The 23,408-nt window shown below is 66.1% G+C and carries 21 protein-coding genes; 1 reads left to right on the top strand and 20 read right to left on the bottom strand.

The features are described from left to right. Nucleotides 1-68 precede the first annotated feature (68 nt). Nucleotides 69-1,208 carry an amidohydrolase/deacetylase family metallohydrolase gene (locus tag JQ604_RS02515; protein WP_212352606.1) on the top strand — a complete coding sequence of 380 codons (1,140 nt, stop codon included), beginning with the start codon at nt 69-71 and terminating at the stop codon, nt 1,206-1,208. A 6-nt stretch (nt 1,209-1,214) separates the two neighbouring features. Here JQ604_RS02515 and JQ604_RS02510 read toward each other — a convergent pair whose 3' ends face one another. From JQ604_RS02510 to JQ604_RS02415, 20 genes are all read right to left on the bottom strand, one after another. Continuing rightward, the gene (locus JQ604_RS02510) at nt 1,215-1,841 is read right to left on the bottom strand and encodes an FMN-dependent NADH-azoreductase (protein WP_212352604.1); all 627 of its coding nucleotides are present in this window, start codon (nt 1,839-1,841) and stop codon (nt 1,215-1,217) included. Between the two features lie 7 nt (nt 1,842-1,848). After that, the gene (locus tag JQ604_RS02505; RefSeq protein WP_212352602.1) at nt 1,849-3,417 is read right to left on the bottom strand and encodes an isochorismatase family protein; all 1,569 of its coding nucleotides are present in this window, start codon (nt 3,415-3,417) and stop codon (nt 1,849-1,851) included. A gap of 14 nt (nt 3,418-3,431) precedes the next feature. Beyond that, entirely contained in the window at nt 3,432-4,280 is an 849-nt protein-coding gene (locus JQ604_RS02500) for an MBL fold metallo-hydrolase (protein ID WP_212352600.1), read from the bottom strand. Nucleotides 4,281-4,322: 42 nt separating this feature from the next. After that, on the bottom strand, nt 4,323-5,213 hold the full coding sequence (locus JQ604_RS02495; RefSeq protein ID WP_212352598.1) for an amidohydrolase family protein: 891 nt from the start codon (nt 5,211-5,213) through the stop codon (nt 4,323-4,325). Then, nucleotides 5,210-6,331 carry a vWA domain-containing protein gene (locus JQ604_RS02490; protein WP_212352596.1) on the bottom strand — a complete coding sequence of 374 codons (1,122 nt, stop codon included), beginning with the start codon at nt 6,329-6,331 and terminating at the stop codon, nt 5,210-5,212. The genes JQ604_RS02495 and JQ604_RS02490 overlap by 4 nt, the downstream gene beginning before the upstream one ends. Beyond that, complete coding sequence (locus JQ604_RS02485; protein ID WP_212352594.1) at nt 6,328-7,209, bottom strand: AAA family ATPase; 882 nt, start codon at nt 7,207-7,209, stop codon at nt 6,328-6,330. The genes JQ604_RS02490 and JQ604_RS02485 overlap by 4 nt, the downstream gene beginning before the upstream one ends. A gap of 7 nt (nt 7,210-7,216) precedes the next feature. Continuing rightward, complete coding sequence (locus tag JQ604_RS02480) at nt 7,217-8,239, bottom strand: xanthine dehydrogenase family protein molybdopterin-binding subunit (RefSeq protein WP_212352592.1); 1,023 nt, start codon at nt 8,237-8,239, stop codon at nt 7,217-7,219. A 1-nt stretch (nt 8,240) separates the two neighbouring features. Next, a complete protein-coding gene (locus tag JQ604_RS02475) occupies nt 8,241-9,827 on the bottom strand; it encodes a xanthine dehydrogenase family protein molybdopterin-binding subunit (RefSeq protein WP_212352590.1) in 1,587 nt (528 codons plus the stop codon). 10 nt (nt 9,828-9,837) lie between these two features. Beyond that, nucleotides 9,838-10,317, bottom strand: a complete 480-nt coding sequence (locus JQ604_RS02470) for a (2Fe-2S)-binding protein (RefSeq protein WP_212352588.1) — start codon at nt 10,315-10,317, stop codon at nt 9,838-9,840. A 7-nt stretch (nt 10,318-10,324) separates the two neighbouring features. Continuing rightward, complete coding sequence (locus JQ604_RS02465; protein ID WP_212352586.1) at nt 10,325-11,143, bottom strand: FAD binding domain-containing protein; 819 nt, start codon at nt 11,141-11,143, stop codon at nt 10,325-10,327. A gap of 14 nt (nt 11,144-11,157) precedes the next feature. Continuing rightward, the gene (locus JQ604_RS02460; RefSeq protein ID WP_212352584.1) at nt 11,158-11,601 is read right to left on the bottom strand and encodes an SRPBCC family protein; all 444 of its coding nucleotides are present in this window, start codon (nt 11,599-11,601) and stop codon (nt 11,158-11,160) included. Between the two features lie 2 nt (nt 11,602-11,603). Beyond that, nucleotides 11,604-12,041, bottom strand: a complete 438-nt coding sequence (locus JQ604_RS02455; RefSeq protein WP_194458956.1) for an SRPBCC family protein — start codon at nt 12,039-12,041, stop codon at nt 11,604-11,606. A 9-nt stretch (nt 12,042-12,050) separates the two neighbouring features. After that, on the bottom strand, nt 12,051-14,948 hold the full coding sequence (locus tag JQ604_RS02450; RefSeq protein ID WP_212352582.1) for a flotillin family protein: 2,898 nt from the start codon (nt 14,946-14,948) through the stop codon (nt 12,051-12,053). A gap of 25 nt (nt 14,949-14,973) precedes the next feature. Further along, nucleotides 14,974-15,807, bottom strand: coding sequence for a phosphoenolpyruvate hydrolase family protein (locus tag JQ604_RS02445; protein WP_212352580.1), 834 nt, complete (start codon nt 15,805-15,807; stop codon nt 14,974-14,976). 3 nt (nt 15,808-15,810) lie between these two features. Further along, nucleotides 15,811-18,021, bottom strand: a complete 2,211-nt coding sequence (locus JQ604_RS02440; protein WP_212352578.1) for an ABC transporter permease — start codon at nt 18,019-18,021, stop codon at nt 15,811-15,813. Beyond that, nucleotides 18,014-18,796, bottom strand: coding sequence for an ABC transporter ATP-binding protein (locus JQ604_RS02435; RefSeq protein WP_212352577.1), 783 nt, complete (start codon nt 18,794-18,796; stop codon nt 18,014-18,016). Before JQ604_RS02435 ends, JQ604_RS02440 begins: the two co-directional genes overlap by 8 nt. Beyond that, a complete protein-coding gene (locus JQ604_RS02430) occupies nt 18,789-19,874 on the bottom strand; it encodes a branched-chain amino acid ABC transporter permease (RefSeq protein ID WP_212352576.1) in 1,086 nt (361 codons plus the stop codon). Before JQ604_RS02430 ends, JQ604_RS02435 begins: the two co-directional genes overlap by 8 nt. 1 nt (nt 19,875) lies before the next feature. Next, nucleotides 19,876-20,886, bottom strand: coding sequence for a branched-chain amino acid ABC transporter permease (locus JQ604_RS02425; RefSeq protein ID WP_212352575.1), 1,011 nt, complete (start codon nt 20,884-20,886; stop codon nt 19,876-19,878). 118 nt (nt 20,887-21,004) lie between these two features. Beyond that, complete coding sequence (locus JQ604_RS02420) at nt 21,005-21,832, bottom strand: AraC family transcriptional regulator (RefSeq protein WP_212352574.1); 828 nt, start codon at nt 21,830-21,832, stop codon at nt 21,005-21,007. A gap of 117 nt (nt 21,833-21,949) precedes the next feature. Continuing rightward, on the bottom strand, nt 21,950-23,200 hold the full coding sequence (locus JQ604_RS02415) for an ABC transporter substrate-binding protein (RefSeq protein WP_212352573.1): 1,251 nt from the start codon (nt 23,198-23,200) through the stop codon (nt 21,950-21,952). Nucleotides 23,201-23,408: the final 208 nt, after the last annotated feature.

Below are 23,408 nucleotides of genomic sequence, written 5' to 3'. Positions count from 1 at the left end.
ATCTGGCAGACACAATGGTCGTGAACGGGCGATGATGGCCCCGTCAATGACGTTCGGAGACCCAGAGAATGCCTTTCGATTTGATCCTGCGCGGCGGCCGGGTGGTCGACCCCTCCCAGAAGCTCGACGCCGTGACGGATGTCGCGTTTGCCGCCGGCAAGGTGGCGGCGGTCGGCAACGGCCTCAGGCCCGATCCCGGAACCGAGGTGCGCGACGTCTCCGGCCTGATCGTTTCACCTGGCATCATCGACCTCCACACCCACGTTTACTGGGGTGGCACATCGCTCGGCATCGATGCCGAGGAGTTTTGCCGCACCTCCGGCGTCACCACCTCGGTCGATACCGGCAGCGCCGGGCCGGGCAATTTCGCGGGCTTCCGCAAGCATGTGATCGAGCCGAGCCAGGTGCGCATCCTCGCCTATCTGCACGTCTCGCATGCCGGCATCTTCGGCTTCTCTGATCGCGTCATGGTCGGGGAAAGCGAGGAGATGCGGCTGATGAATCCGATCGACGCCGCCCGCGTCGCGGACGAGAACCGCGATCTCATCGTCGGCATCAAGGTGCGGGTCGGCCTGCATGCCTCGGGCACCTCGGGGATCGTGCCGCTGGAGATCGCGCTCGAGGTGGCCGAAGAGGTCGGCATGCCCCTGATGGCGCATATCGATCACCCGCCGCCGAGCTATGAGGAGGTGTTGGCGCGGCTGCGGCCGGGCGACGTGCTGACCCACGCCTTCCGGCCGTTCCCCAACACGCCGGCGACTGCACAGGGCACGGTGAAAAAGGTCGTGCTGGAGGCGCGCGAGCGCGGCGTTCTGTTCGACATCGGCCACGGCAAGGGCTCGTTCGCGTTCAAGACGGCGCGGGCGATGCTGGCGAACGGTTTCTATCCGGACACGATCTCGTCCGACGTCCATGCGCTGTGCATCGATGGGCCGGCGTTCGACCAGGTGACGACGATGTCGAAATTCCTCTGCATGGGCATGTCGCTGCCGGACGTGATCGCGGCCTCGACCGTCAACGCCGCGATGGCGCTGCGGCGGCCCGAGCTCGGCAGCCTGAAGCCGGGCTGCGCAGGAGATGCGACGCTGATTTCGGTGAAGCAGGGGCAGTTCGACTATGTCGACGTGGTCGGCGAGCATCTGATCGGCGATCGCAAGATCGTGTCCGAGGGCGTCGTCATCGGCGGCCGCTGGTGGCATCCGACGTAGTCGCGATCAAAAGCTGGCGGCGATCTCGGTGAGGCGGCGATGCGCCGTCTCGCGGGCGACGCGGATTGGATCGGCTGGTCCCGTCGTCGGCCCGATCGGCACGAATCTGACGTTGCCGATGCCGATGAAGCGCAAAGCCTCGCGCAAGTAAGGCGTCGCCATGTCGATGCGGCCGCGGTTCATCCCCGTGACGAAATCGCTGCCGCTGGCGATGATGACGACGGTCGGCCGGTCCTTCAGCAGCGGCAGATAACCCTGCGCCGGATCGTATCGGAACGTCAGCCCGGGCTGGGTGATGACGTCGATCCACTGCTTCAGCTTGTAGGGGATGCCGAAGTTCCACATCGGTGTCGAGATCAGCACGCGATCGGCGAGCGACAGCCGCAGCGCGATTCGCTCGACCATCGAAAAGGCGTCGCGCTGCGACGGCGTGAAGGGCTTGCCGCCGATCCGGGCGTATTTGGCCTCCAGCACATAACCCTCGAAATCGGGCAGCGGATCGCGCCAGAGATTCATGGCGTCGATGTCCCAATCCTGATGCGCTTGCACGAAGCGTTCGACGAAGACGCGCGCGCCGGCGGCCGATTCCGAATCCGCCCGCGGCGAGCAGCTCAGGTGGAACAGCTTTGGCATCTGCCGTTCACCCGAGCGCCTTGATCACGGTATCGGCGTTGGTGACGACGGCGACGTTCTGCATCGCGAAGTTGACGGAGGCGTTGTGCCAGTCTGCATTCATGGTCGAGCAGCAGTCCTCCGGCACGATCATGAAATAGCCCTTGTCGGCGCCGGTGCGCGCGGTGTGCTCGACCGACATGTTGGTCCAGGCGCCGGTGTTGATGATCATGTCGCGGCCGGTGGCCTTCAAAATGGTCTCCAGCCGCGTGCCTTCCCAGGCGCTCATCCGCATCTTCTCGACGATGAAATCACCCGCGCGAGGCTCGAGTCCCGAGACCGGCGCCGCGCCCCAGCTGCCGCGGACCATCGCCTTGCTGTCGACGAGACCCTCGAACAGCGGCGCGTTCAAGGTGACGCCGGGCGCGCCGGCCTCGACGACGAACCAGACATGGATGATGGCGACGCCGCGGGCGCGCGCGACTTCGGCGAGCCGCCGCACATTGTCGACGACGCGCTGCTGCTTGGCATGCGCGGGCGCGCCGGAATCCGCGAACGCCCCGCCATCCATGATGACGTCGTTCTGCAGATCCTGGATGATCATCGCGCAGCGCTGCGGATCGAGCTGCATGTCGCCGGCCGACAGGTTCGGCGCCGGCACGGATGAGGTGGCGCCGCTGCTGCGCCGGCCGCTCATATAGGGCTCGTGACGCGGCCCGACCTTGGTCGGGATCGCATAGACCGAATGCGTCGCGGTGAGATAGAGCGTACGGAAATCGGGTCCGCCCCAGGTGAGGTTGGCGACGAGCTCGGGCAGCCGCACCTTGCCGAGCAGGTCGCCGGCGGGCGAATAGACCCAGACGCCGCCGGGTGCGGTGACCCAGACATTGCCGCGCTGGTCGCACTTCATGCCGTCGGGGACGCCGGCCTGCAGCTCGGAGGTGATGCCTGAGGCGAACACGCGCGGATTGGTCAGCGAGCCATCGGCGCTGACATCGAAGGCGCGGATCAGCGTCTGCACGGTGTCGTTGACATAGAGGATGCGCTCGTCCGGCGAGAAGCACAGCCCGTTCGGCTGCTCGAACATGTGGCGATCGACCACGAGCTTCGGCGCGCCGCCGCCGGGTGGCACGCGATAGACGCCCTGGAAGCCGAGCTGCCGCGGCCGCTCGACGCCATAGACCGGCATGCGGCCGTACCAGGGATCTGAGAAATAGATCGCGCCGGAGGAATGGACGCAGACGTCGTTTGGGCTGTTGAGCTCCTGATTCTCGTAATGCGAGGCGATGACCTCACGCCGTCCGTCCGGCCGCTCGCGAATCAGCGAGGAGGTCGCATGCTCGCAGACGATCAGATTGAGGTCCGCATCATACGTCAAGCCGTTGCATTTATTCGCTGGACGCTTGACCTCGACCACGCCGCGCCGCGCATCCCAGCGCCGCCGCACGTCGCCGGGCATGTCGGAGAACAGCAGGAAGTGATCCTGCGGATGCCAGATCGGTCCCTCCGTGAAGTCGAAGCCCGTCCCCACCTGGCCGACCGGTGCGTAGGGATCGATCAGGTCTTCGAATTCCTTGCGCAGGGTGACGTGGGTCATCGGAGCCTCCCGCGTTACGCCGGGAACCAGTTGCGCTGCGGCAGGCTCTGCACGACCGGGCCGGGCACCTGGTCGTGCAACCGTCCCACCACATTGCCGCCCTCGATCTTGGCCGGGCGATCATGCACCGGCAGCAGATAGCGCGAGCTCGACAGCAGCTTCTTGATCGCGGCCTTCTCGGCGCGCTTGCTGGTGCCGTGATTGCCCGTGGTGCGCGGCTCGGAATCGTGGATCTCGTTGAAGGGCGTCACGATCTGGTCGTTGAAATCATAGATCACGTCGCCGCAGATCGTCGCGATTCCGTCGGCGGTGTGGACGTGGATGTTCATCGAGCCTTCGGTATGCGCATTCGCCGCCTCGCAATAGACGCCGGGGATCAGCTCGACCATGCCTGTGATTTCCAGGTCGAGGAAGCGCAACGCGCTCTTGGTGTGCAGGCGGTCGATTAGATGCTTGATGTCGGGTGCCGGATATTGCGGATGCATCAGGCCGGAGACGGAATATTCCAGCTCTTTGCGGTTGAGCACGACGGTCGTGTTCATCGGGAACAGGTCGTCCTTGCCGGCGTGGTCGATATGCAGATGGGTGTGGCAGACGTAGCGGACATCGCCCATCCGCACGCCGTGACGTGCCAGCTGGTTCTCGATCATGTTCTCGTGGAACTGGAGGCCGCGCATGCCGAGCGTCTCCATGATCTGGTTCGAGCGGTAGCCGGTATCGATCACGATCGGGTAGGCGCCACCGGTGATCAGGAAGCCGAGCGTCAGCACACGCCGGGTGCGGCCGCAATCGCGCCCGAGTACCAGGAAGCTCGATTCCAGCTCGATATCGCCATAGTCCAGGATCTTGATCTCCAGCGGCATCTCATCCCTCCCAATTCCCTGTTATCGTCTGTCGCATCGCCGTCACGTCCCGAGGCGATAGACGCGTGATGCGGTCCTGTTGAAAATCGCTTCGCGCTGTTCCGGCGTCAGCCGCGCGGCGGCGGTACGGAAGGCGTCGATCAGATCGCGATAGCTGGTCCAGAGCTTTTCGATCGGAAAGTTGGAGCCGAACAGGCAGCGTTCGGCGCCGAAGATCGCCACCGTGTCTGACATGATGTCGCCGATATGCGTGGCATCGTTGCGATGGATGAAGGTGCCGAGCCCCGACAGCTTCGAGACCACGTTCGGGCATTGCGCCAGCCGCGCCATGCCGGTGCGCCAGGCTGAGCGGCCCTGCGGCGACAGATCCTCGAGCATGCCAGCGTGCTGCAGGACGAAGGTGACATCAGGGCTGGCTTCGGCAAGGCCCGCCGCGTCGGCCATCTGCGGCGCGAACACCTGCAGGTCAAAGCTCCAGCCGTAGTCGGCGAGGCGGGCGACGTTGCGTTTGATCTTCGGATCGGTGCACAGGTCGGGACGGGCGGCGAAGCGATAGAGCGGGTTCTCGTGCCAGTGCAGCTGCATCCGCACGCCGCGCATCAGCGGATAGCGCTTGAGGCGGTCGAGCTGCGGACGGACATCGTCAACGCTGAAATCAGCGTAAGCGACGATCGCGTGGGGCCAGCCGTGCTTGTCGGCGGTGTGCTGCACCCAGGCCGCCTCGTCCTCGAACCTGTCGTTCGGCCAGTTGGTCTGGACATAGACCGAGCGGGTGACGCCGGTGCCCTTGAGGTCGTCGAGATACTCTTCGATCGGATAGTCACGGCGGATCGGCTCATAGGGGCCGAAGATGCGCGGCTGCATCGGGCCGGACAGCCAGGCGAGATCGGCCTGACGCCAGATGTGATGATGTCCGTCGACGATGTCAGTCACGCAGCTCTCCTGAGTCTTCCGAGCGACAGCAGGTGCGCGACCACGGCCGCGCTCGATCCGCCGTCCACGATGTCATCGACGAAGCGTTGGATCGCGACCAGCGCCTCGGTCTGCGGCTTGAAGCCGGGCGTGGTGGCGAGCGGCGTCAGCCAGCTCACGCGCCACGCCCGCCGCGACAGTTTTGCCACGGCATCGCGCAGCGCTGCGGGATCGCCGCGCTCCAGCCCGTCGGAGACGATCACGACGGCCGCGCCGCGCGCGTAACCGCCGAACCGGGGCACGGCGAGGAAGGCCTGCAGCGCATCACCGATCCTCGTGCCGCCATCCCAATCGCTGACGATGAAGGCGGCCGCGTTCAGCGCCTGCTCGCGCCGCTTCAGCCGCATCGGCCGGGTGATCCGGGTCAGGCGGGTGCCGAAGGTGAAGATCTCGACACTGCCCGCCGCCTGCGCCAGCGCATGCGCGAGCTTCATGTTCTCCTCGGTGCGCGCCTTCATCGAGCCAGAGACGTCGATCAGCAGCAGCATTTTTCGCGGGCGCTGGCGCCGGCGGAGCCGTCCGAGCTTCAGCACTTCGCCGTCATTGCGCACGCTCTCGCGCAGAGTCCGGCGCAGATCGGCGAACGGGCCACGCCGCGCGCGCCGCCGCCGGTGACCGCGCCGCCGCGGCAATCGGGTCGGCGCTTCGCGCGCGAGACGCCGCAACGCATCGCTGGTGGATGGCTGGGCGAAGCGGCGCTCGACCAGGGCTTCCGCGCGGGCGGCGGCGAGGCCGGATTCATTGGTCTCGTCGGCGAGCGGCGGCTCGCCGTCGCCACGGCCTTCCTCCTGCAGGCGGACGACCTCGTCATCCTCACCCTCGCCGTACTCGATCGCTTCGCTACCGCGGAAATGGAGGTCGAACAGCCGATCGTAGGTGGCGCGCCGCTCCGGCGGCGGCGCCAGCGTGGCGAGCCCGGCCTGTCGGATGTGCTCCATGCTGCGCGGGCCGAGCAGTTCGACCGCGGCCAGGAACGAGGTCGTCTGCTCCGGCGCGACCGAAAAGCCGTTGGCGCGCAGCAGCGCGACGAAGGTGACGAAAATTTGCGCCGCGCGCGGCAGCTTCGGATCGTCGCTCACGCGGCTGCCTCCGCAATGATGGCGTCGAGCCGCGGCGAGATGTAGTGCAGGTCCTCCTCGTCCTTCAGCGCGACACCGATCGAGCGCTTGAACGCATCCGGCCAGCGCGCGCCGCCGTTGTAGAGCAGGGTGGCGGCCTCCGCCCAGTCGACGGCCTCGGCGATGCCGGGCGCCTTGCTCAGCGGTTCACGGCGGAGCCGGCCAACGGCCGCGACGACCGCGCGCGCGGTGGCCTCGGCGACGCTGGAGGCCCGCATCATCACGATGCGTGCTTCGCGATCGGCGGTCGGATAGTCGATCCAGTGGTAGACGCAGCGCCGCCGCAGCGCCTCGTGCAAATCGCGCGTCCGGTTCGAGGTCAGCACCACCACCGGATGCTCGGCCGCGCGGATCGTGCCGCGCTCGGGGATCGAGATCTGGAAGTCGGAGAGAAATTCGAGCAGGAAAGCCTCGAACTCCTGGTCGGCGCGGTCGATTTCGTCGATCAGCAGCACGGTGGCATCAGGCGCGCGCAATGCCGCGAGCATCGGACGCTCGATCAAAAATGACTCGCCGTAGATGTCGATGGTTTCCTCGCCGGCTTGCCGGATTGCGAGCATCTGGCGCGGATAGTTCCACTCGTAGAGCGCGGCGGACGCATCGATGCCTTCGTAGCATTGCAGGCGGATCAGCTTGCGGCCGAGCACGGCGGCGATCGCCTTTGCAGCCTCGGTCTTGCCGACGCCGGGCGCGCCCTCCAGCAGCAGCGGCTTGCCGAGTGCGAGCGAGAGATAGGAGGCGGTGGCGATGCTGTCGTCGGCGAGGTAATAGGCCGCACGCAGCGCCTTCTCCAGCGCCTCCGGGCTGTCGATGCCGACGATGTTGCTGCGGACCGGCATGTCGACCTCAGCGCCGCGCCTGCGGCCGCGCGCCGCCCTGCGCCTTGATCGCGCGCAGCACCTTTTCCGGCGTGATCGGCAGATCGTCGATGCGCACGCCGACGGCGTTGAAGATCGCATTCGCGACCGCCGGCAGCACCGGATTGGCGCACATCTCGCCCGGACCCTTGGCGCCGAACGGGCCATCCGGAGCAGGGCGCTCCAGCACCGCGATGTCGTGTGGGCAGATGTCGCCCGGGCCGGGCATCAAATATTCGACGAAGTCGCGCGGCCCGTGCGAGGGATCCGGATAATAAGGCTCGGGCGTCTCGTACAGCGCGTGGCTGACGCCCATCCAGGCGCCGCCGACCAGTTGCTGCTCGACCAGCCGCGGGTTGAGCGCGCGGCCGAGCTCGTAGGCCGAGTCCATCCGCACCATCGCAACCTCGCCGGTCTCGTCGTCGACCTCGACCTCGGCGACCATGCAGGCATGCGCATAGCACGTCGCCGGCGACATCTCGCCGGTCTCAGGATCGACGTTGGACAGCGGCACCAGGAAGATGCCGCGGCCGGAGATGGTCTTGCCCTGCTTGAACTGGGCGGCGATCGCGACGTCCTTGGTTGAAATTGATCGGTGCGGCGCGCCCTTGACATGGATGTTGCCGCGGCCGTCGGTTTCGAGATCGGCGGCATTGACTTCCAACTCCTCGGCGGCAGCCTCCATCATCACACCACGTGCCTCGCGGGCCGCCGCCATCACGGCGTTGCCGACACGATGCGTGCCGCGCGAGGCGAACGAGCCCATGCAGTGCGGGCCGGTATCGGAATCGGCGGTGTCGACATAGACATCCTCGACGGGGACGCCGAGCGTCTCCGCGCAGATCTGCCGCGTCACCGACTTCATGCCCTGGCCGAGATCGATCGACGACAGCGCAACCGTGAACTTGCCGCTTGGGTTCGAATGCACCAGCGCCTGGCTCGGATCGCCGCCGAGATTCATGCCGATGGGATAGTTGATCGACGCGATGCCGCGTCCGCGATGCCGGGTCATGTCAGCGCCTCCTGGTGCCGAAGACGGAGGAGAAGCGGGTGGCGCCGTGCGACGGCGCGTTCGGCCGCGGCGGCGTCGGTGACGACGGCGGAGGAGGCGGTGGCGGCGGCTCTCGTGTCGCGACGGGGGCGCGGTCATAGGTCGTGCGCTGCTGGGACGGTGCCGCCACCGGCGCGTGGGACTCGGGCGGGGTCGCAGGGATAGCGGCACGGGCGCCGCCACCATCCTTGCGCGAGGACATCCGCCGAAACTCCTCGCGGATCGGCCATTTTGCTTTCTCGGCCGCGACCTGGACGCATTCGATCAGCGCGGTGTTCTTGGCCTCGCGGCGATGCGCCTTCATGTCACCGTCGCGATAGGCATTGAGGATGCGGAACTCCATCGGATCCATGCCGACGAGATGGGCCAGCTTGTCCATCTGGCACTCAATCGCAAAATCCATCGCGGTCACCCCGAAGCCGCGCATCGCGGTTGCCGGCGTGCGGTTGGTGAAGACGCAATAGACGTCGCCATGAACGTTCGGGATGGTGTAGGGCCCGGGCAGATGCGCGGCGCATTTCACCGCGGCGTAGCTCGACAATCGCGTATAGGCGCCGCTATCGAAATAGGCGCGGATATTGCGCGCCACGATCCGGCCGTCGCGCATCACGCCGTCCTTGATGTAGATGCGCTCGGCGCCGCGTGGCGGGCCGTATTGCATCTCCTCCTCGCGCCCGAACACATAGCGGACGGGACGTCCAGTCAGCATGGCGCCGAGGATGCAGAGCGGTTCGGTCAGCGTGTCGACCTTGCCGCCAAACCCGCCGCCGACCGTGCCGCCGATGAAGTGAAAAGTATTGGAAGGGACGTCGAGGATTTTTGCGCAGGTGTCGACCGAGAAGAACAGCGCCTGGGTCGAAGTGTAGACGATGTAGCGGCCGTTGGTGTCGGGAGCGGCGATCGAGCCGTTGGTCTCGGTCGGCGCGTGCTCGATCGGCGACATCTGGTAGCGTTGTTCCAGCACGTGATCCGCGGTGGCAAGCGCCCGATCGGCGTCGCCGAAGCGCAGCTGCTGACGGTCGTAGGTCTCGTGATAGGTGAAGGTGTTTCTGGGATAGACCTCGTTGACCACGGGCGCACCGGGCTTCAGCGCGTCCTCGACGTCGAACACGGTCGCCAGCGGCTCGTAGTCGATCTTGACTTTTGCTATTGCTTCGAAGGCCTCGCGCTCGCTGTCGGCGACGATGGCGACGATCGGCTCGCCCTTGTAGCGGACCTTGTCCACCGCAAGCGATGGCTCGTCGTCCTTGCCGAAATTGATCAGGCTCAGCAGCGTGTTGAGATTGACCGGCACGTCGGCGCCGCGGATGATCCGCCGCACGCCTTGCGCGCGTTCGGCCTCCGAGGTGTCGATGCGGCGCAGCCGCGCATGCGAATGCGTGCTGCGCACGACCTTCAGATGCAGCATGCCCTGCAGCATGTGATCGTTGAAATAGGGCGAGGTGCCCGTGACATGGCCGAGCATGTCCTGACGTTGCGTGGGTTTGCCGATCTCCTTGAGGTTATCGTCGCGCTCGTCGGCGAAGATGTCCTTGCGCAGTTCCAGCATGGCCTGTCCTTTACGCCCGCGCTCGGCCGCCGGAGGCGGCTGCGAGCACGGCGTTGATGATGGGTTCGTAACCGGTGCAGCGGCAGATGTTGCCCGAGATCGCTTCGACGACCTCGTCACGGCTCGGCGATGGATTGCGGTCGAGCAGCGCCTTGGCGGCCATCAGCATGCCCGGGGTGCAATAGCCACACTGGGCGGCGAAATTGTCGGCGAAGGCGCGTTGCAGGGGATGCAGGTTGGGGCCGTCCTTGATGCCGTCGAGCGTCTCGACCGAGCGGCCGGCGACCGTCTCGGCCAAGGTCAGGCAGGACAGATGCAACTCGCCGTCGACCAGCACGCTGCAGGCGCCGCAGCCACCCTGGCCGCAGCCGAATTTCGGCGTCATGTCGCCGATCAGCTCGCGCAGCGCGACCAGCAGATTGGTGCCGCCGTCGACGAAGATCGCGACGTCGCGGCCGTTGTGTCGGAATTGAAGCGCGGTCTTGGCCATGACGATCCTATTCCTGACCGGAGAGCAGGCGGCGCAGATGCACGCCGACGATCTCGCGGCGATACCAGGCGCTGCCGAGCGCATTGTCGCCGGGCGCGGTTCCCTCTGCCGCGGCCGCTGCGGCAGCGCTGATGGTCGCGGCATCGAGCGAGCGGCCCTCCAGCGCCCGCTCGGCGGCGCGGGCGCGAATTTGCGTCGGCGCCATCGAGCCCAGCGCGATCCGCGCGCCGACGATGCGGTTGCCGTTGACAGGCAGGTGCGCGGCGAGTGTGATCACCGAGCCGCCCTTCGGCTTGATCCGCGCGATCTTGCGATAGCGGAACGCGTCGGTCTGGCCCGGCTTCTGGCAGGAGATCGATAGCACCAGCGTGCCGGTCTGCCGCTCGCGTCCTTGCAAAAATTCCTCGATCGGAATGTCGCGGCTGCCGAGCCCGCCTTGCACGGAGACCATGGCATCAAGCGCGAGCAGCGCGACGGTGAAGTCGCCGTATGGATTGGGCGCAAACAGGTTGCCGCCGACGGTGCCCATGTTGCGCACCGCCGGTCCGCCGATCGAGCGGGCAGGGGCGTGCAGGAAGGCGAGGTCGCGCTCAGCCAGGATTCGCGCAAAGGTGACGCCGGCACCGATCGTGACCCGAGAGCCCGTCGCCTCGATCCGCGACAACGCGTGGTCGCTGGCACGCACGATGGTCGAGATCGAGATGTCGCCCTCGTTGAGCGCCCGCATTACCAGCGTGCCGCCGCCGAGATAGCGCGCGCTGCGGTCCGACGACAGCGCTGCCGCCGCGTCACCCGAGCTTGTAAACGTCCTCACCGTGACGGGCATGGATCTTTCCGCGGTTACGCGGCCTCCTTGAGATGCCGGCGAATGGCTTCAAATCCGGCTTGATAGATGTCTTCGGAAACCATCTGCGTGATGCTGTCGCGATCTTCCGGCCTGGTCGTGAAGCGCGACTCCCAGTGCCAGAAGGTGCGGTCGCCGTCGGTGACCGGCAGCAGGCGCACATGCGCGACATAGTTGAACATCGGGATCGGCGTATCGAGCAGGCAGTAGCTAAAGGATTGCTCGAGGTCGGACAGCGCCAGCAACTGCTCGCGTAGCTCCGGACCGTCCTTCAGCTTGAACCGCCTGACGCAGCCGATCTTGTCGGCGGATTGCGCGCGCTCGATCGCGCTGGTCGCGACAGCCGGGTGCCAGCGGTCATGGCCGTTGAAATCGCGCAGCACATTCCACACCGCATCCGTGGATGCGTCCAGGATCGTGCTCTTGACGATATGCGGCACGGCTAGCCTCCAAAAGCCCGTTTCAGCGCGTCGAAGCCGCCCTGAAACACGCCGCCACCGATGTTGTTGACCAGCTCCGTTTCGCGTTCCGGCGCGCAGTCGAATTCTGCAGTCCATTCCATAAAGGTCTGGTCGCCGTCGGTGACCGGCGTCAGCCGGAGCGTCGCGACATAGTTTTCGACTCCCATTGGCGATTCCAGGATCGAGTAGGTGCAAAACATGTCGTAGTCGGACAGCCCGAGCAGCTTTTCGCGGATGCGGTCGCCGTTGCGCAGGCGAAAATCCCTGACGCAACCGATCTTGTCGGAGGGCTCGCCGCCCTCGATGCGGCTTTCGGCGATCGCGGGATGCCAGTTCGGCAGCCCGTTGAAATCGCGCACGCGGGCCCAGACGCGGTCGTTGCGCGCATTCACGACAGTTGAGACGTAAACCCTGGCCATGGTGCGCTCTTAGTCCTTCTTGCGCGGCGTGCGTTCCGGCCGCGGCTCGGCGGAGCCTTCCGGCGAGGCCGCGGGTTTCTCGCCGCCACCGCCGCTCTTGCGGGTGGAATCCTTGATGCCCTGCATGTCGCGGGCCTCGCGGATCAGGCCGGGCATTTTTGCGAGGCTGCCGCCTTCGACGCCGATATCCGACAGGATTGAGTCGATCAGCGGCGCCTGCACGCGGTAGCGCAGGGCAGAATCGATCACCTCGTCGGTGGCGCTGCGGCCGCTGCCGCCACCCCCGCCATTGCCGTTGAGGCCGTCGACCTGGAGGATGCGGATGCCCTCGATCTTCTCCATCGGCTTGACGCTCTCGCGCACGATGCCCTCGATTCGGTCCAGCAGCTTGCGGCGGAACAGCGAGTAGCGGGCCTGGTCGGTGAGCACGTTCTCGGCCTCGTTGAGCAGCCGCTGCGCCTCGGCCTCGACCGCGGCGCGGACCCGCTCGGCCTCCGCCGCGATCCTTGTCTCCTCGGCTTGCTTCTCGGCGATCAGCACCTCGACCGTCTTGCGCCGCTTTGCGATCTCGCTTTCACGGGCGGTAATCACGCGCTCGGCAGCTTCCGTGGCGCGGACGCGGGCATCTTCCGCGCTGACCTTGGCGGCGGATTCTTCCAGCGATTTCTGATAGAGCGCGATGGCCTTCTCCATCAGCGCCGTCTCGACGTCCTTCTCGCGGTTGACCTCCAGCTTGCGCAGATCGCGCTCGCGGCCGATCCGGGCTTCGTCGAGGCCACGGTCCGAAGCAATACGCGCGCGCTCGACTTCCTCGCGGGCGACGATCTCGGCCTCTTGCAACGATTGCGTACGGGCGACCTCGAGCTGCTCGATGGCGCGGCGGCGCTCGATCCGGGCGGCTTCCAGCGCCTGTTCGCGTGAGACGTCCGTGGTCTCGACATCCTTGCGGGCGACGATCTCGGCCTGCTTGACCTGCCGGTCGGCGTCGATCCGCGCCGCGCGCTTGGCGGCGAGCGCGATGACGCGTTCCTCGTCGGCCAGCTCGATCGTCTTCTTCTGGTCGATGTTGAGCACCTCGCGGGTGCGGGAGGAGGCGATCCGCTCGCTCTCCAGCGCGAGCTCGACATCGATACGCTGCCGCTCGATCGCGTCGCGTCGCTTGAGGTCGGCGGCTTCCACGGCCTCGGTGCGCTCGATCTCGAGACTCCGGGTTTCCTTCTCGGCGCGGATGCGCTGGGCGGCGACCGTCTTCTCCTGGGTGATGCGGGCGGCCTCAATCGCCTCGCGCGAGGCGATATCGGCTTCCTCGACCGTACGATTGCGCGCGATCTCCAGCGCCCGGACCCGCTCTTCCTGCGCGATACGCGAGGCTTCGGTGGCCTCGCGCGCGGAAATGCCGGCGATCTCGATCGCCTGGTTGCGATCGATCTCCAGCTTGCGGGTGGAGTGGTCGGCGCTGATCCGCTCGGCGGCCAGCGTCTTCTCGCGCACGATGCGGGCGGCCTCGACCGCCTTCTGCGCCTCGATCTCGGCCTCCTGGATGGTGCGGACCTGCTGGATTTCCAGCGCGCGGGTGCGCTCGTCGGAAGTGATGCGCTCGACGTTGACGGTCATGGTCTGGCTGATGCGCGCCTTCTCGGTCGCCTCGCGCGCGGCGATCTCGGCTTCCTCGACCGCGCGGGTGCGCTCGATCTCGCGCCGGCGGGTCTCTTCCTCGTTGGCGATGCGGGCGTCGGTGACGACGCGATCCTGCTGGATGCGCGCCTTCTCGACCGCCTCGCGGGCAGAAATCTCGGCTTCCTCCACCGTGCGCATGCGCTCGATCTCGCGCTGGCGGACCTCGCGCTCGGAGGCAATGCGCGTGGTGTCGATCGATCGCTGATTGGCGATCCGCGCTTTCTCGATCTCCTCGCGGGCCAGCAACTCTTTCTCCTCGACCACGCGCGTCCGCTCAATCTCCTTCTGCCGCGTCTCACGCTCGGAGGCGATGCGGGCCTCGGTGATGGCCTGCTCATTGGAGATGCGGGCCTTCTCGATCGCTTCGCGCGCGGTGATCTGGGCCTGCTCGGCCTCGGTCTCGCGCAACGCGCGCTCGCGAGCGACCTCGGTGCGCTGTAGCGCGCGGCGCATCTCGATGTCGCGTTCCTGCTCCAGGCGCGCGGTTTCGCTCTCGCGCTCGATCTCCAGCGCCTGCCGCTCGGCTTCGAGGTTGCGGGTGCGGATCTTGATCATCGAGTCCTGCTCGATGTCGTTGCGCAGCTTCCGCTTGGCCTCGATATCCTCCATCAGGCGCGTCAGACCTTCGGCGTCGAAGCGGTTCGAGGGGTTGAAGAATTCGAGGTCGGTCTGGTCCAGATCCGTGATCGCGACCGATTCCAGCTCGAGGCCGTTCTGCGCCAGCGCCTCGGCGGCGTTGGCCTTGACGCGTGCGACATATTCGCCGCGCTGCTCGTGCATCTGCTCCATGGTCATTTCGGCGGCGACCGAGCGGATCGCGGAGATGAACTTGCCGGAGAGCAGGGTGTGCAACTGCTCGGGCTCCATGGTGCGGCGGCCGAGGGTGGCGGCGGCGATCGAGACGGCTTCGCGGATCGGCTGAACGCGGACGTAGAAATCGGCCTCGACGTCGACGCGCATCCGGTCGCGGGTGATCACGGCGTCCTGCCGGGAGCGGGTGATCCCCATCGGCAGCACGTTCATGTTCACTGGCGTGTAGTCGTGGATGAACGGCAGCACGAAGGCGCCGCCGTTGATCACCACGCGTTCGCCGAGGAAGCCGGTCCGGACGAAGGACACTTCCTTCGACGAGCGGTGATACAGCCAGTTCACGACGTATACGATGATGACGATCGCGACGATTGCGACGATGAGCCAGAGGATCAATTCACCGACCAGCATCCCCGACATCTCTTCCTCCCTTGGTCACGGCGCGCTAACGCGCGCCGATCGCCTTGAATTTGCGAACCTGATCCGTCAGCGCACGCTCCACTGGCAGGCGCTCCATCGAGGAGGCGCCGTAGAAGCCGTGGCAGTTGCGCGTTTTCTTCATGATGAAATCGGCATCCGCGGGGTCCGCGATCGGACCGCCATGCGCGAGCACCAGGATGTTCGGATTGATGCTGAGCGCCGCGTCCGCCCAGGCCTCGATGCGGGCAGGGCAGTCAGCGAGCTTGGGCGCGGTCTGCGCGCCGATCGTGCCGCCTGTGGTCAGGCCCATATGGCAGACGATGATGTCGGCGCCGGCGATCGCCATCGCGGCGGCCTCCTGTTCGCTGAACACGTAAGGCGTCGTCAGCATGTCCTTGTCATGGGCACGCGCGATCATGTCGATCTCCAGCGCATAGGACATGCCGGTCTCTTCGAGATTGGCGCGGAAGGTGCCGTCGATCAGGCCGACGGTCGGAAAGTTCTGCACGCCGGCGAAGCCGAGTGCCTTGAGCTGATCGAGGAACACGTCCATGTCGCGGAACGGATCGGTGCCGTTGACGCCGGCGAGCACGGGCGTTTTGGTCACGACCGGCAGCACTTCGCCGGCCATCTCGACCACGATCGCATTGGCATCGCCATAGGGCATCAGGCCTGCGAGCGAGCCGCGGCCGGCCATGCGGTAGCGGCCGGAATTGTAGATCACGATCAGATCGACGCCGCCGGCCTCTTCGCATTTCGCCGACAGCCCGGTGCCGGCGCCGCCGCCGACGATCGGCTCGCCACGCGCGACCATGTCGCGAAACTTCTTCAACAACACCGCGCGTTCAAACCTGGGCATGGGTCACCTCGCCACTCTCCGCCGTCCGCCGGCGCGTCCGAGCAGGGGACGGAACGCGCTGACGATGGCGGCGGTGAACTCGGGATCGTTGATGTTGCGCTTGACGCGAATGATCTGGCGGTTGCTGGTCGCGCGCACCGTGTGCTCCAGCGAACGGAACAGCGCGGCGTCGGCATCCGGATCCCAGAACGGCTGGCCGGGCGCATCGAGCGCGGAGACGCCACCTTCGGGCAGGACAAATCGCACCGGCCCGTCCATCTGGTTCAGCTTTTCGCCGATCCAGCGGCCGATCCGCTCGTTCTCCTCCGGCGTGGTCCGCATCAACGTGACCTGCGGATTGTGGACGTGGAATTTTCGGTTGCGATAGCGCTCGGGGATGGTGTCGGGCGCGCCGAAGTTCACCATGTCGAGCGCGCCGACCGACCCGACATAGGGCACGCGGCTGCGAACGACTGCGCCGAAGCGATCATCGGTCGCCGGAAACACGCCGCCCATCAGGAGGTCGCAGACCTCTGTCGTGGTGAGGTCGATGACGCCGGCAAGCTGGCCGGAATCCACCAGCTTCTCCATCGAGCGTCCGCCGACGCCGGTGGCGTGGAACACCAGGCACTCGACATCTTCGCGCAGCTCAGCGGCGATCTTCTGCACCGCCGGCGTCGTCACGCCGAACATGGTGATGCCGATCGCGGGCAGGTTGCTCGCCGCCTCGCGTTGCCTGGTCGCGCGCTCGTCAAGCCGTGCCTTGATCATGCCAGCCAGCGCGTTCGCACCGTTGGCGAGCACCGCGCGGGAGATCGAGTTGAGGCCCTGCACGTCGGTGACCGAATACATCATCATGATGTCGGCCGGGCCGACGTAAGGGCCGATATCGCCCGAGGCAACGGAGGAGATGATGATCTTGGGCACGCCGACGGGAAGGGCGCGCATGGCGGGCGCAACCAGCGAGGCGCCGCCTGAGCCGCCTGCCGAGATGATCCCGGCGACATTGCCCTGGCGCCGCAGCCATCGCTCGAATGCGTCAGCCATCGCAGCCACCGATGCACCGCGGTCGGAACCAAATACGCCGGAGCCGCCACGGCCGTGATTGAGTGCGATCTCCTGCGCCGTGACGTCGCAGGTCGCAGCCTTGCCGCTGGTGGAGACGTCGACGAGACGGGCGCGCAGGCCGCTCTCGACAATGATGTCGCGGATGTAGCGCAGTTCTGCGCCTTTGGTGTCGAGCGTGCCGACGACCAGCACGACCGGTGGCCCGGACGTTTGTGTCACGGCCTGCTCGCGCCGTGCCCGCGGGGCCTCTTCGAGCCGCGTCACGCCCGCCGATTGCGTGCGGGCAGCGGCTTCGATGCGCGCGATTGGCACCGGTTGTGACCAGCGTGTCGGCAGCACGGGATTGGAGACATAGATGCGGACCGGTCCCTTGCGCGCGGGCTGAGGCGCGGCGTCGGACGTCGCCTTTGCCGGGCCGGCCTCAACATCGGCATCGAGATCGCCATGCATGCCGACGCCGAGGAGGCGTTGCTGCAGATCGCGGTCGGCGGATAGCCGCGCGGAATCGATGATGCGGTTGATCCGGCCGTTGACCATGATCGCGACGTTGCGCGAGATCGCAGTGGCGACGCCGATGTTCTGCTCGATCACCAGCACCGACATGTCGCCGTCGTCGCCGAGCCGGACCAGCATCTCCTCGACCTGGGCGACGATGACGGGCGCGAGACCCTCGGTCGGCTCGTCCATGATCAGCAGCTGCGGATTGGTCAGCAGCGCGCGCGAGATGGCCAGCATCTGCTGCTCGCCGCCGGAGAGCTGGCTGCCGCCATGGCCCTTGCGTTCGGCAAGGCGCGGAAACGTGTCGTAGACGCGCTCGACGGTCCAGGGACCGCGCCGCAGCCCGGCGGCGAGCGCGAGGTGTTCGTCGACGGTGAGCGAGCGCCACAGGCGGCGGCCTTGCGGCACATAGCCGACGCCAAGTCGCGCGATGCGGGCCGGGCTCTGCTGCGTGACGTCCTCGCCGCGGATCCGCACCGAGCCGCCGCTGGCGCGGACCAGGCCCATGATGGTCTTGCACAGCGTGGTCTTGCCCATGCCATTGCGGCCGACCACCGAGAACACGCCGCTATCGAGCGTGAGGTCGACGCCCTGCAGCGCGTGCGAATGGCCATAATAGACGTCGAGGCCTTTCACCTCGAGGGCGGGCGCGCTGCGGCGGTCAGCCATGGCCGCCTCCGAGATAAAGTTCCTGCACCTCGGGATCGGACTCGATGTCGCGCGGCAAGCCTTCCTTGAAGATGCGGCCGTTGTGCATCATCGTCACGCTCTCGACGACGCGCAGCGCGACGTCCATGTCGTGCTCGATAATGATGTAGCCGATATGCGCCGGCAGCGAAGTCAGGATCTCGATCAGCTCGCGCCGCTCGGTCGGCGACAGGCCTGCGGCGGGCTCGTCGAACAGGATGAATCGCGGCGCACCGGCGAGCGCAAGCGCGATCTCGAGCTGGCGCTGCTGGCCATGGGCGAGCTCGGCGACGCGCTGGTCCTTCACCGATGTGAGATGCACCGCCTGCACCAGCGTTTCGGTGGCGTGCATCAGCGCGTCGTTCTGTCCCGGCCGCAGGAACGAGAAGCGTCCGCGCGAGACGCCGCGGCAGGCGAGGTAAACGTTGTCATGCACGGTGAGGCCGGGGAACAGTGCCGAAATCTGGTAGGTGCGGCGCAGGCCGCGGCGGATCCGCTCGTAAGGTGGAAAGTGGGTGATGTCCTCGCCGAAGAATCGGATCGTGCCGGAGGAGGGCGGGAAGTCGCCGGTGATGCAGTTGAACAGCGTGGTCTTGCCGGCGCCGTTGGAGCCGAGCACCGCGCGCCGTTCGCCCGGCCGCACCGTGATGGTGATGTCGGTCAGCGCTGCGAGCGCGCCGAACAGCCGCGTCACCCCGCGTAGCTCCAAAGCTGCGCCGGCGCCGACTGCGGAGAGACGCTGCGCGACGCTATCCATGGCCGCCTCTGCGTGTACGCGGCGATGCAGTGGTGTTGCGGCGGCGCCAGCGCTCCCACAGGCCGATCATGCCGTCGGACGACCAGAACACGATGGCGAGGAAGCCGAGCCCGATCAGGAGACGAAAACGGTTGCCGTCGAGGCCGAATTTGACCAGCAGATCGAGCGCAAAAGTGCGCAGGATCACGAACACGAAGGCGCCGATATAGGGGCCGACCGGCCGCGTGATCCCGCCGACGACCGCGATGATCAGGATGTCGATGCAGGCGTTGACGCTGACCGAGCCCGGCGAGATCTGCCGGTAGTTCCAGACCTGCAGCACGCCGCCGAGGGCGGCGATGAAGGAGGCGAAGGCGTAGGCCGCGACGCGATGCGCATTGACGTTGAAGCCGAGCGCGGCCATCCGGCGCGGATTGTCGCGCACGCCCTGCAGCGCGAGACCGAACGGCGCGCGCGAGACGTACTGGACCGCGAAGTAGCAGATCGCGGCGACGCCGAGCGCCACGTAATAAAACGCGACGTCGTTGCGCCAGTCGATGCCCCAGATATGCGGGGTGGCGACGGTGTTGATGCCGGTGTGGCCGCCGAAGATCGCCCAGTTCTGGTTGGTGAAGTAGTAGAAGGCAGCGCCGATCGCCAGCGTGATCATGATGGTGTAGATGCCTTCGGTGCGCACCGCGAGCGCGCCGCCAAGCGTGCCGAACGCGGTCGCCAGCGCCAGCGCCATCGGGGTTGCCAGCCACCACGGCCAGCCGAGGCTGATATTGGTGTTGGCGCTGACGCCGAACACGGCGACCATGTAGGCCGAGAAGCCGGCGATGGTCAGCTGCATCAGGCTCACCATGCCGCCGTAGCCTGCGAGGAACATCAGGCTGAGGGCGATGGTGCCGAGGATCAGGGTGGTGCCGAAGATCTCGATCAGGAAGAATCCGTTCGCGATCAGCGGCATGATGACGAGGATCAGCGCCACGAACCAGGCGACCGGGTTCTCGAATTCCGGCCAGGCGCGGATGAAGGCGCGGCGGGCGGCCGAGGTGGGCGGAGTGCTGCGTAGCTGGGTGCCCTGCATCAACGACATCTCATCGCCTCGCGAGCAGGCCCTGCGGGCGGAGCGCCAGCACCAGCACCATGATCAGGAAGGTGACGACGATGGCGTAGGTCGGGATGTAGACCGAGCCGAGCTGCTCGGCGAGGCCGATGATGATGGCGCCGAGCGCAGCGCCCGGGATCGAGCCCATGCCGCCGACGATCACGACCACCAATGACGCCAGCAGGAATCTTGTATCCTCGCCCGGCGACAGCGACTGGAAGGTGCCGCCGACCACGCCCGCGATTCCGGCCAGGCCCGCGCCGAGCGCGAACACCAGCACGAACACCAGCTGGATGCGCACGCCGGTCGCTGCGAGGATGTCGCGATCATCGACGCCGGCGCGCACGATCATGCCGACCCGCGTCCGGTTCAGCGCCAGCCACATCGCGATGCCGATCACGACGGAAGCTGCGAAAATCACCAGCCGCACCAGTGGGTATCCCAGATACACCGGCTCGCCCGACGATTTGATCGCGGTGACCAGCGGCAGCTGGATCGGGCCGATCAGCCAGGCCGGGGTCTGGATCTGGTAAAAGTCGCCGCCGAACACCCAGAGCATCAGATCCGCGAACACGATCGACAGGCCGATCGTCACCATGGTCTGGCGCAGATCCTGGCCCTCCATCCGGCGGAACACCACGATCTGCAGGATCACGCCGACGAGCGCCACGCCGATGAAGGCGACGATAAAGCTCAAGAGCCACGAGCCGGTCCAGGTGCTGATGGCGTAGCCGATATAGCCGCCGAACAGATAGAGCGAGCCGTGCGCCAGGTTGACGTTGCGCATCAACCCGAAGATCAGCGTGAAGCCGCTGGCGACCAGGAAATACAGCCCGCCGAGCGTGATGCCGTTGAACACGGCATTGAGGAACACTCGCTTGCGGCCGATCGCCTGCTCCAGCCCCGGCGGCCAGATCGCAAACACCAGCCACAGCAACACCGCGATCGCGACGATCGCGATCAGCGCCCAGGCCGGATGGCGTTCGATGAACCTGGCCATCGCAGTTTGTCGTCCTCCCTGCGCGACCATCTGGCGGGCCGCGTCACGGGTATCCTAACGAGGGCCGGGCAAACGGATTTGACCGACAGTATCTTTTATCGTCGAGTCACACCTCCTTTCACGGCCGCAACACCTTGGCGGCGCGGCGGTAATCGGTCGGGGCCATGCCGACATTGGCGGCGAAGAAACGGGTGAAGCCGCTCTGCGAGGTGAAGCCGAGATCGACGCTGATGTCGGCGATCGGCGCTTCGGTCGCGACCAGCGCATCGAGCGCCTGCTCCATGATCAGCGTGTTCATGTAGAGGTGCGGCGTGACGCCGGTTTGCGTCCGGAACAGCCGATAGAAATGCGGCCGCGACAGCCCGGACTCGCGGGCAATCGAATCCAGCTCGATCTCGGCGCCGGGGCTTTCCGACATCAGCTTGATCGACTTGCGGACCCGGAAATCGGTGATCGCGGCAATCGCGCGCGCCTCGAGCGCGGCCTCCGATTGCTGCCAGCTCTGCTCATAGCAGCTGTCGATCAGCTGCCGCAGCTCGCAATCGAGGCTGCGCAGCGACGGTGCGCCGCACACCAATGCCGCGGTGCGGCGGATGTGTTTCTCCAGCGCCTCGGTGCGCTTGAAGTGGGTGCGCCCGAAGCGCAGGCTTTGCGCCGTCGCGTTTTCGGGAGCGAACCATTCGGCGTTGACATAGAGCACGAAAAAGATCGCGCCATGGTCCATGTCGGTGGGGAGAAAATTGTGTGGCTCCCACGGGTTGACCGCGACAACGGAGTCTTCGCTCAGCAGCCAGCGCTGCTCGGAGACGTCGATCTGCGCCGGTGTGCCGCCGACATGAAAGATCAGATGCCCTTCGCGATGCGCATGCACGTTGAAGGGGCGGTTCAACTGATAGACCGTTGCGCGGCCGAACCGGCCGTGGAAGACGGCAAGCGCCTTGCTCATGCCCTCCCTCCCGCGGGATGTTCTTGTCTTTTCAACAGCGTTCAACATCCGCGCGGAGATTGCAAGGGCGGCAATTTCGCCCTTGCAACGGGTTGGCTCGCACCTGCGAAAAATACGTCAGTATTTCTTGCACTCCGGAACCGTCCGGCTCGGCAGGCCGATCTTGGAAAACACCGCCGGATCGTAGCCGAGCGTCTGGTTGACGTTCGGGATCACCTTCACGACCTTCGAGAACAGCGCGCCCTTGCCGTCATCGACCACTTCGGTGACGAAATTGGTGCCGATCGCCTGCCGGTTGGAGTCGAGCTTGATCTTGCCGTTCGGCGCGTCGAGCTCGATTTTCGCCAGCGCTTCCCTGAACTTGGCCTGGTTATTGGAGAGATCGCCGTTGACCTGCCGCAGCGCCAGGATCAGCGCCATGGTCGAGTCGTAATAATTGGTCGCAAGCAGCGACGGGCTCGGGAAGCGCTTGGCCGGCGGGAACGCGTCCTGATAGGCCTTCACAAACTTCTGCCAACCCGGATCCTCCCAGGTGTCGGCCTGGCCGCTGGCAGCGATGGTGCCGATCAGCGCGTTCTTGGCGTTGCCCTTTGAGGACAGGATGGTCTGGTCGATCATGATGGAACCGCCCATCAGATGCGCCTTGCCGCCGGCCTGCTGATACTGGTTGAGGAAGTTGACGGCGTCCGCGCCGCCTAAGCCTAGATAGATCGCATCGACATCGTCGGGCAGGGCCGCGATGACCGAGGCAAAATCCTTGGTGCCGAGCGGCACCCATTGCCGGTTTGTGACCTGGCCGCCCGCGCCGCAGAACTCCAGCACCAGGCCGAACACCTGGGTGTAGATGAAGGAGTAGTCTTCGCCGACGGTCGCGATCTTGCGATACTTCTTGGTCTCATAGGCGTATTTGCCGAGGCCGACCTGCCACTGCGCGCCGTCCATGTTGTAGCGGAAGAAGTTCGGGGCAGGGTCGACATAGGTGGTTTCCTGCGCGCCCGACGCGGCGTTGATGAACGTCAGTTCGGGATGGGTCTTGGCAAAGTTCTTCACCGCGATGCCTTCGTCGCCGGACAGCGGCGACAGCAGGATCTGCACCTTGTCCTGCTCGATCAGCTTGCGCACCGCGCGCACCGCGGAATCCGGCGTCGCATCCGTCGAGGCCACGACGAATTCCAGCTCCTTGTCGCCGATCTTCTTGCCGAGCACGTTGAGTGCGGTCTGGTGGCCGCGCATGCCGTCCTCGCCGAGCACCGTGTAGGTGCCTTCCAGGGTCGCGGTGACGCCGACCTTGATCTTCTCCTGCGCGAACGCCGTGCCTGAAAGCAACAGGCTGCCCAGCGCGATCAATCCCACACTGCCTTTCAACATTGCTCTCCTCCCTGTGTCGCCAAATGTTTTGCAGCGGAAACGCAAGCGATCCCGCCCCTTGGACGTCGCGAGGAAAGCTAGCGTAAGGCAGTGACATCGCGGACACCTCAACCCCTCGGTTCCTTGACCGGCAGTCTCATTTTGATTGCTGCGCCGCAATGCAGGGCGCGGTGGGATGACGCATGGGGAAGGCCGGCCGCGTGTTGCC

Origin of the sequence: Bradyrhizobium jicamae, assembly GCF_018130695.1 — a bacterium.
Classification (GTDB): Bacteria; Pseudomonadota; Alphaproteobacteria; order Rhizobiales; family Xanthobacteraceae; genus Bradyrhizobium; species Bradyrhizobium jicamae_B.
This window is presented reverse-complemented; position numbering and strand designations above follow the sequence as displayed.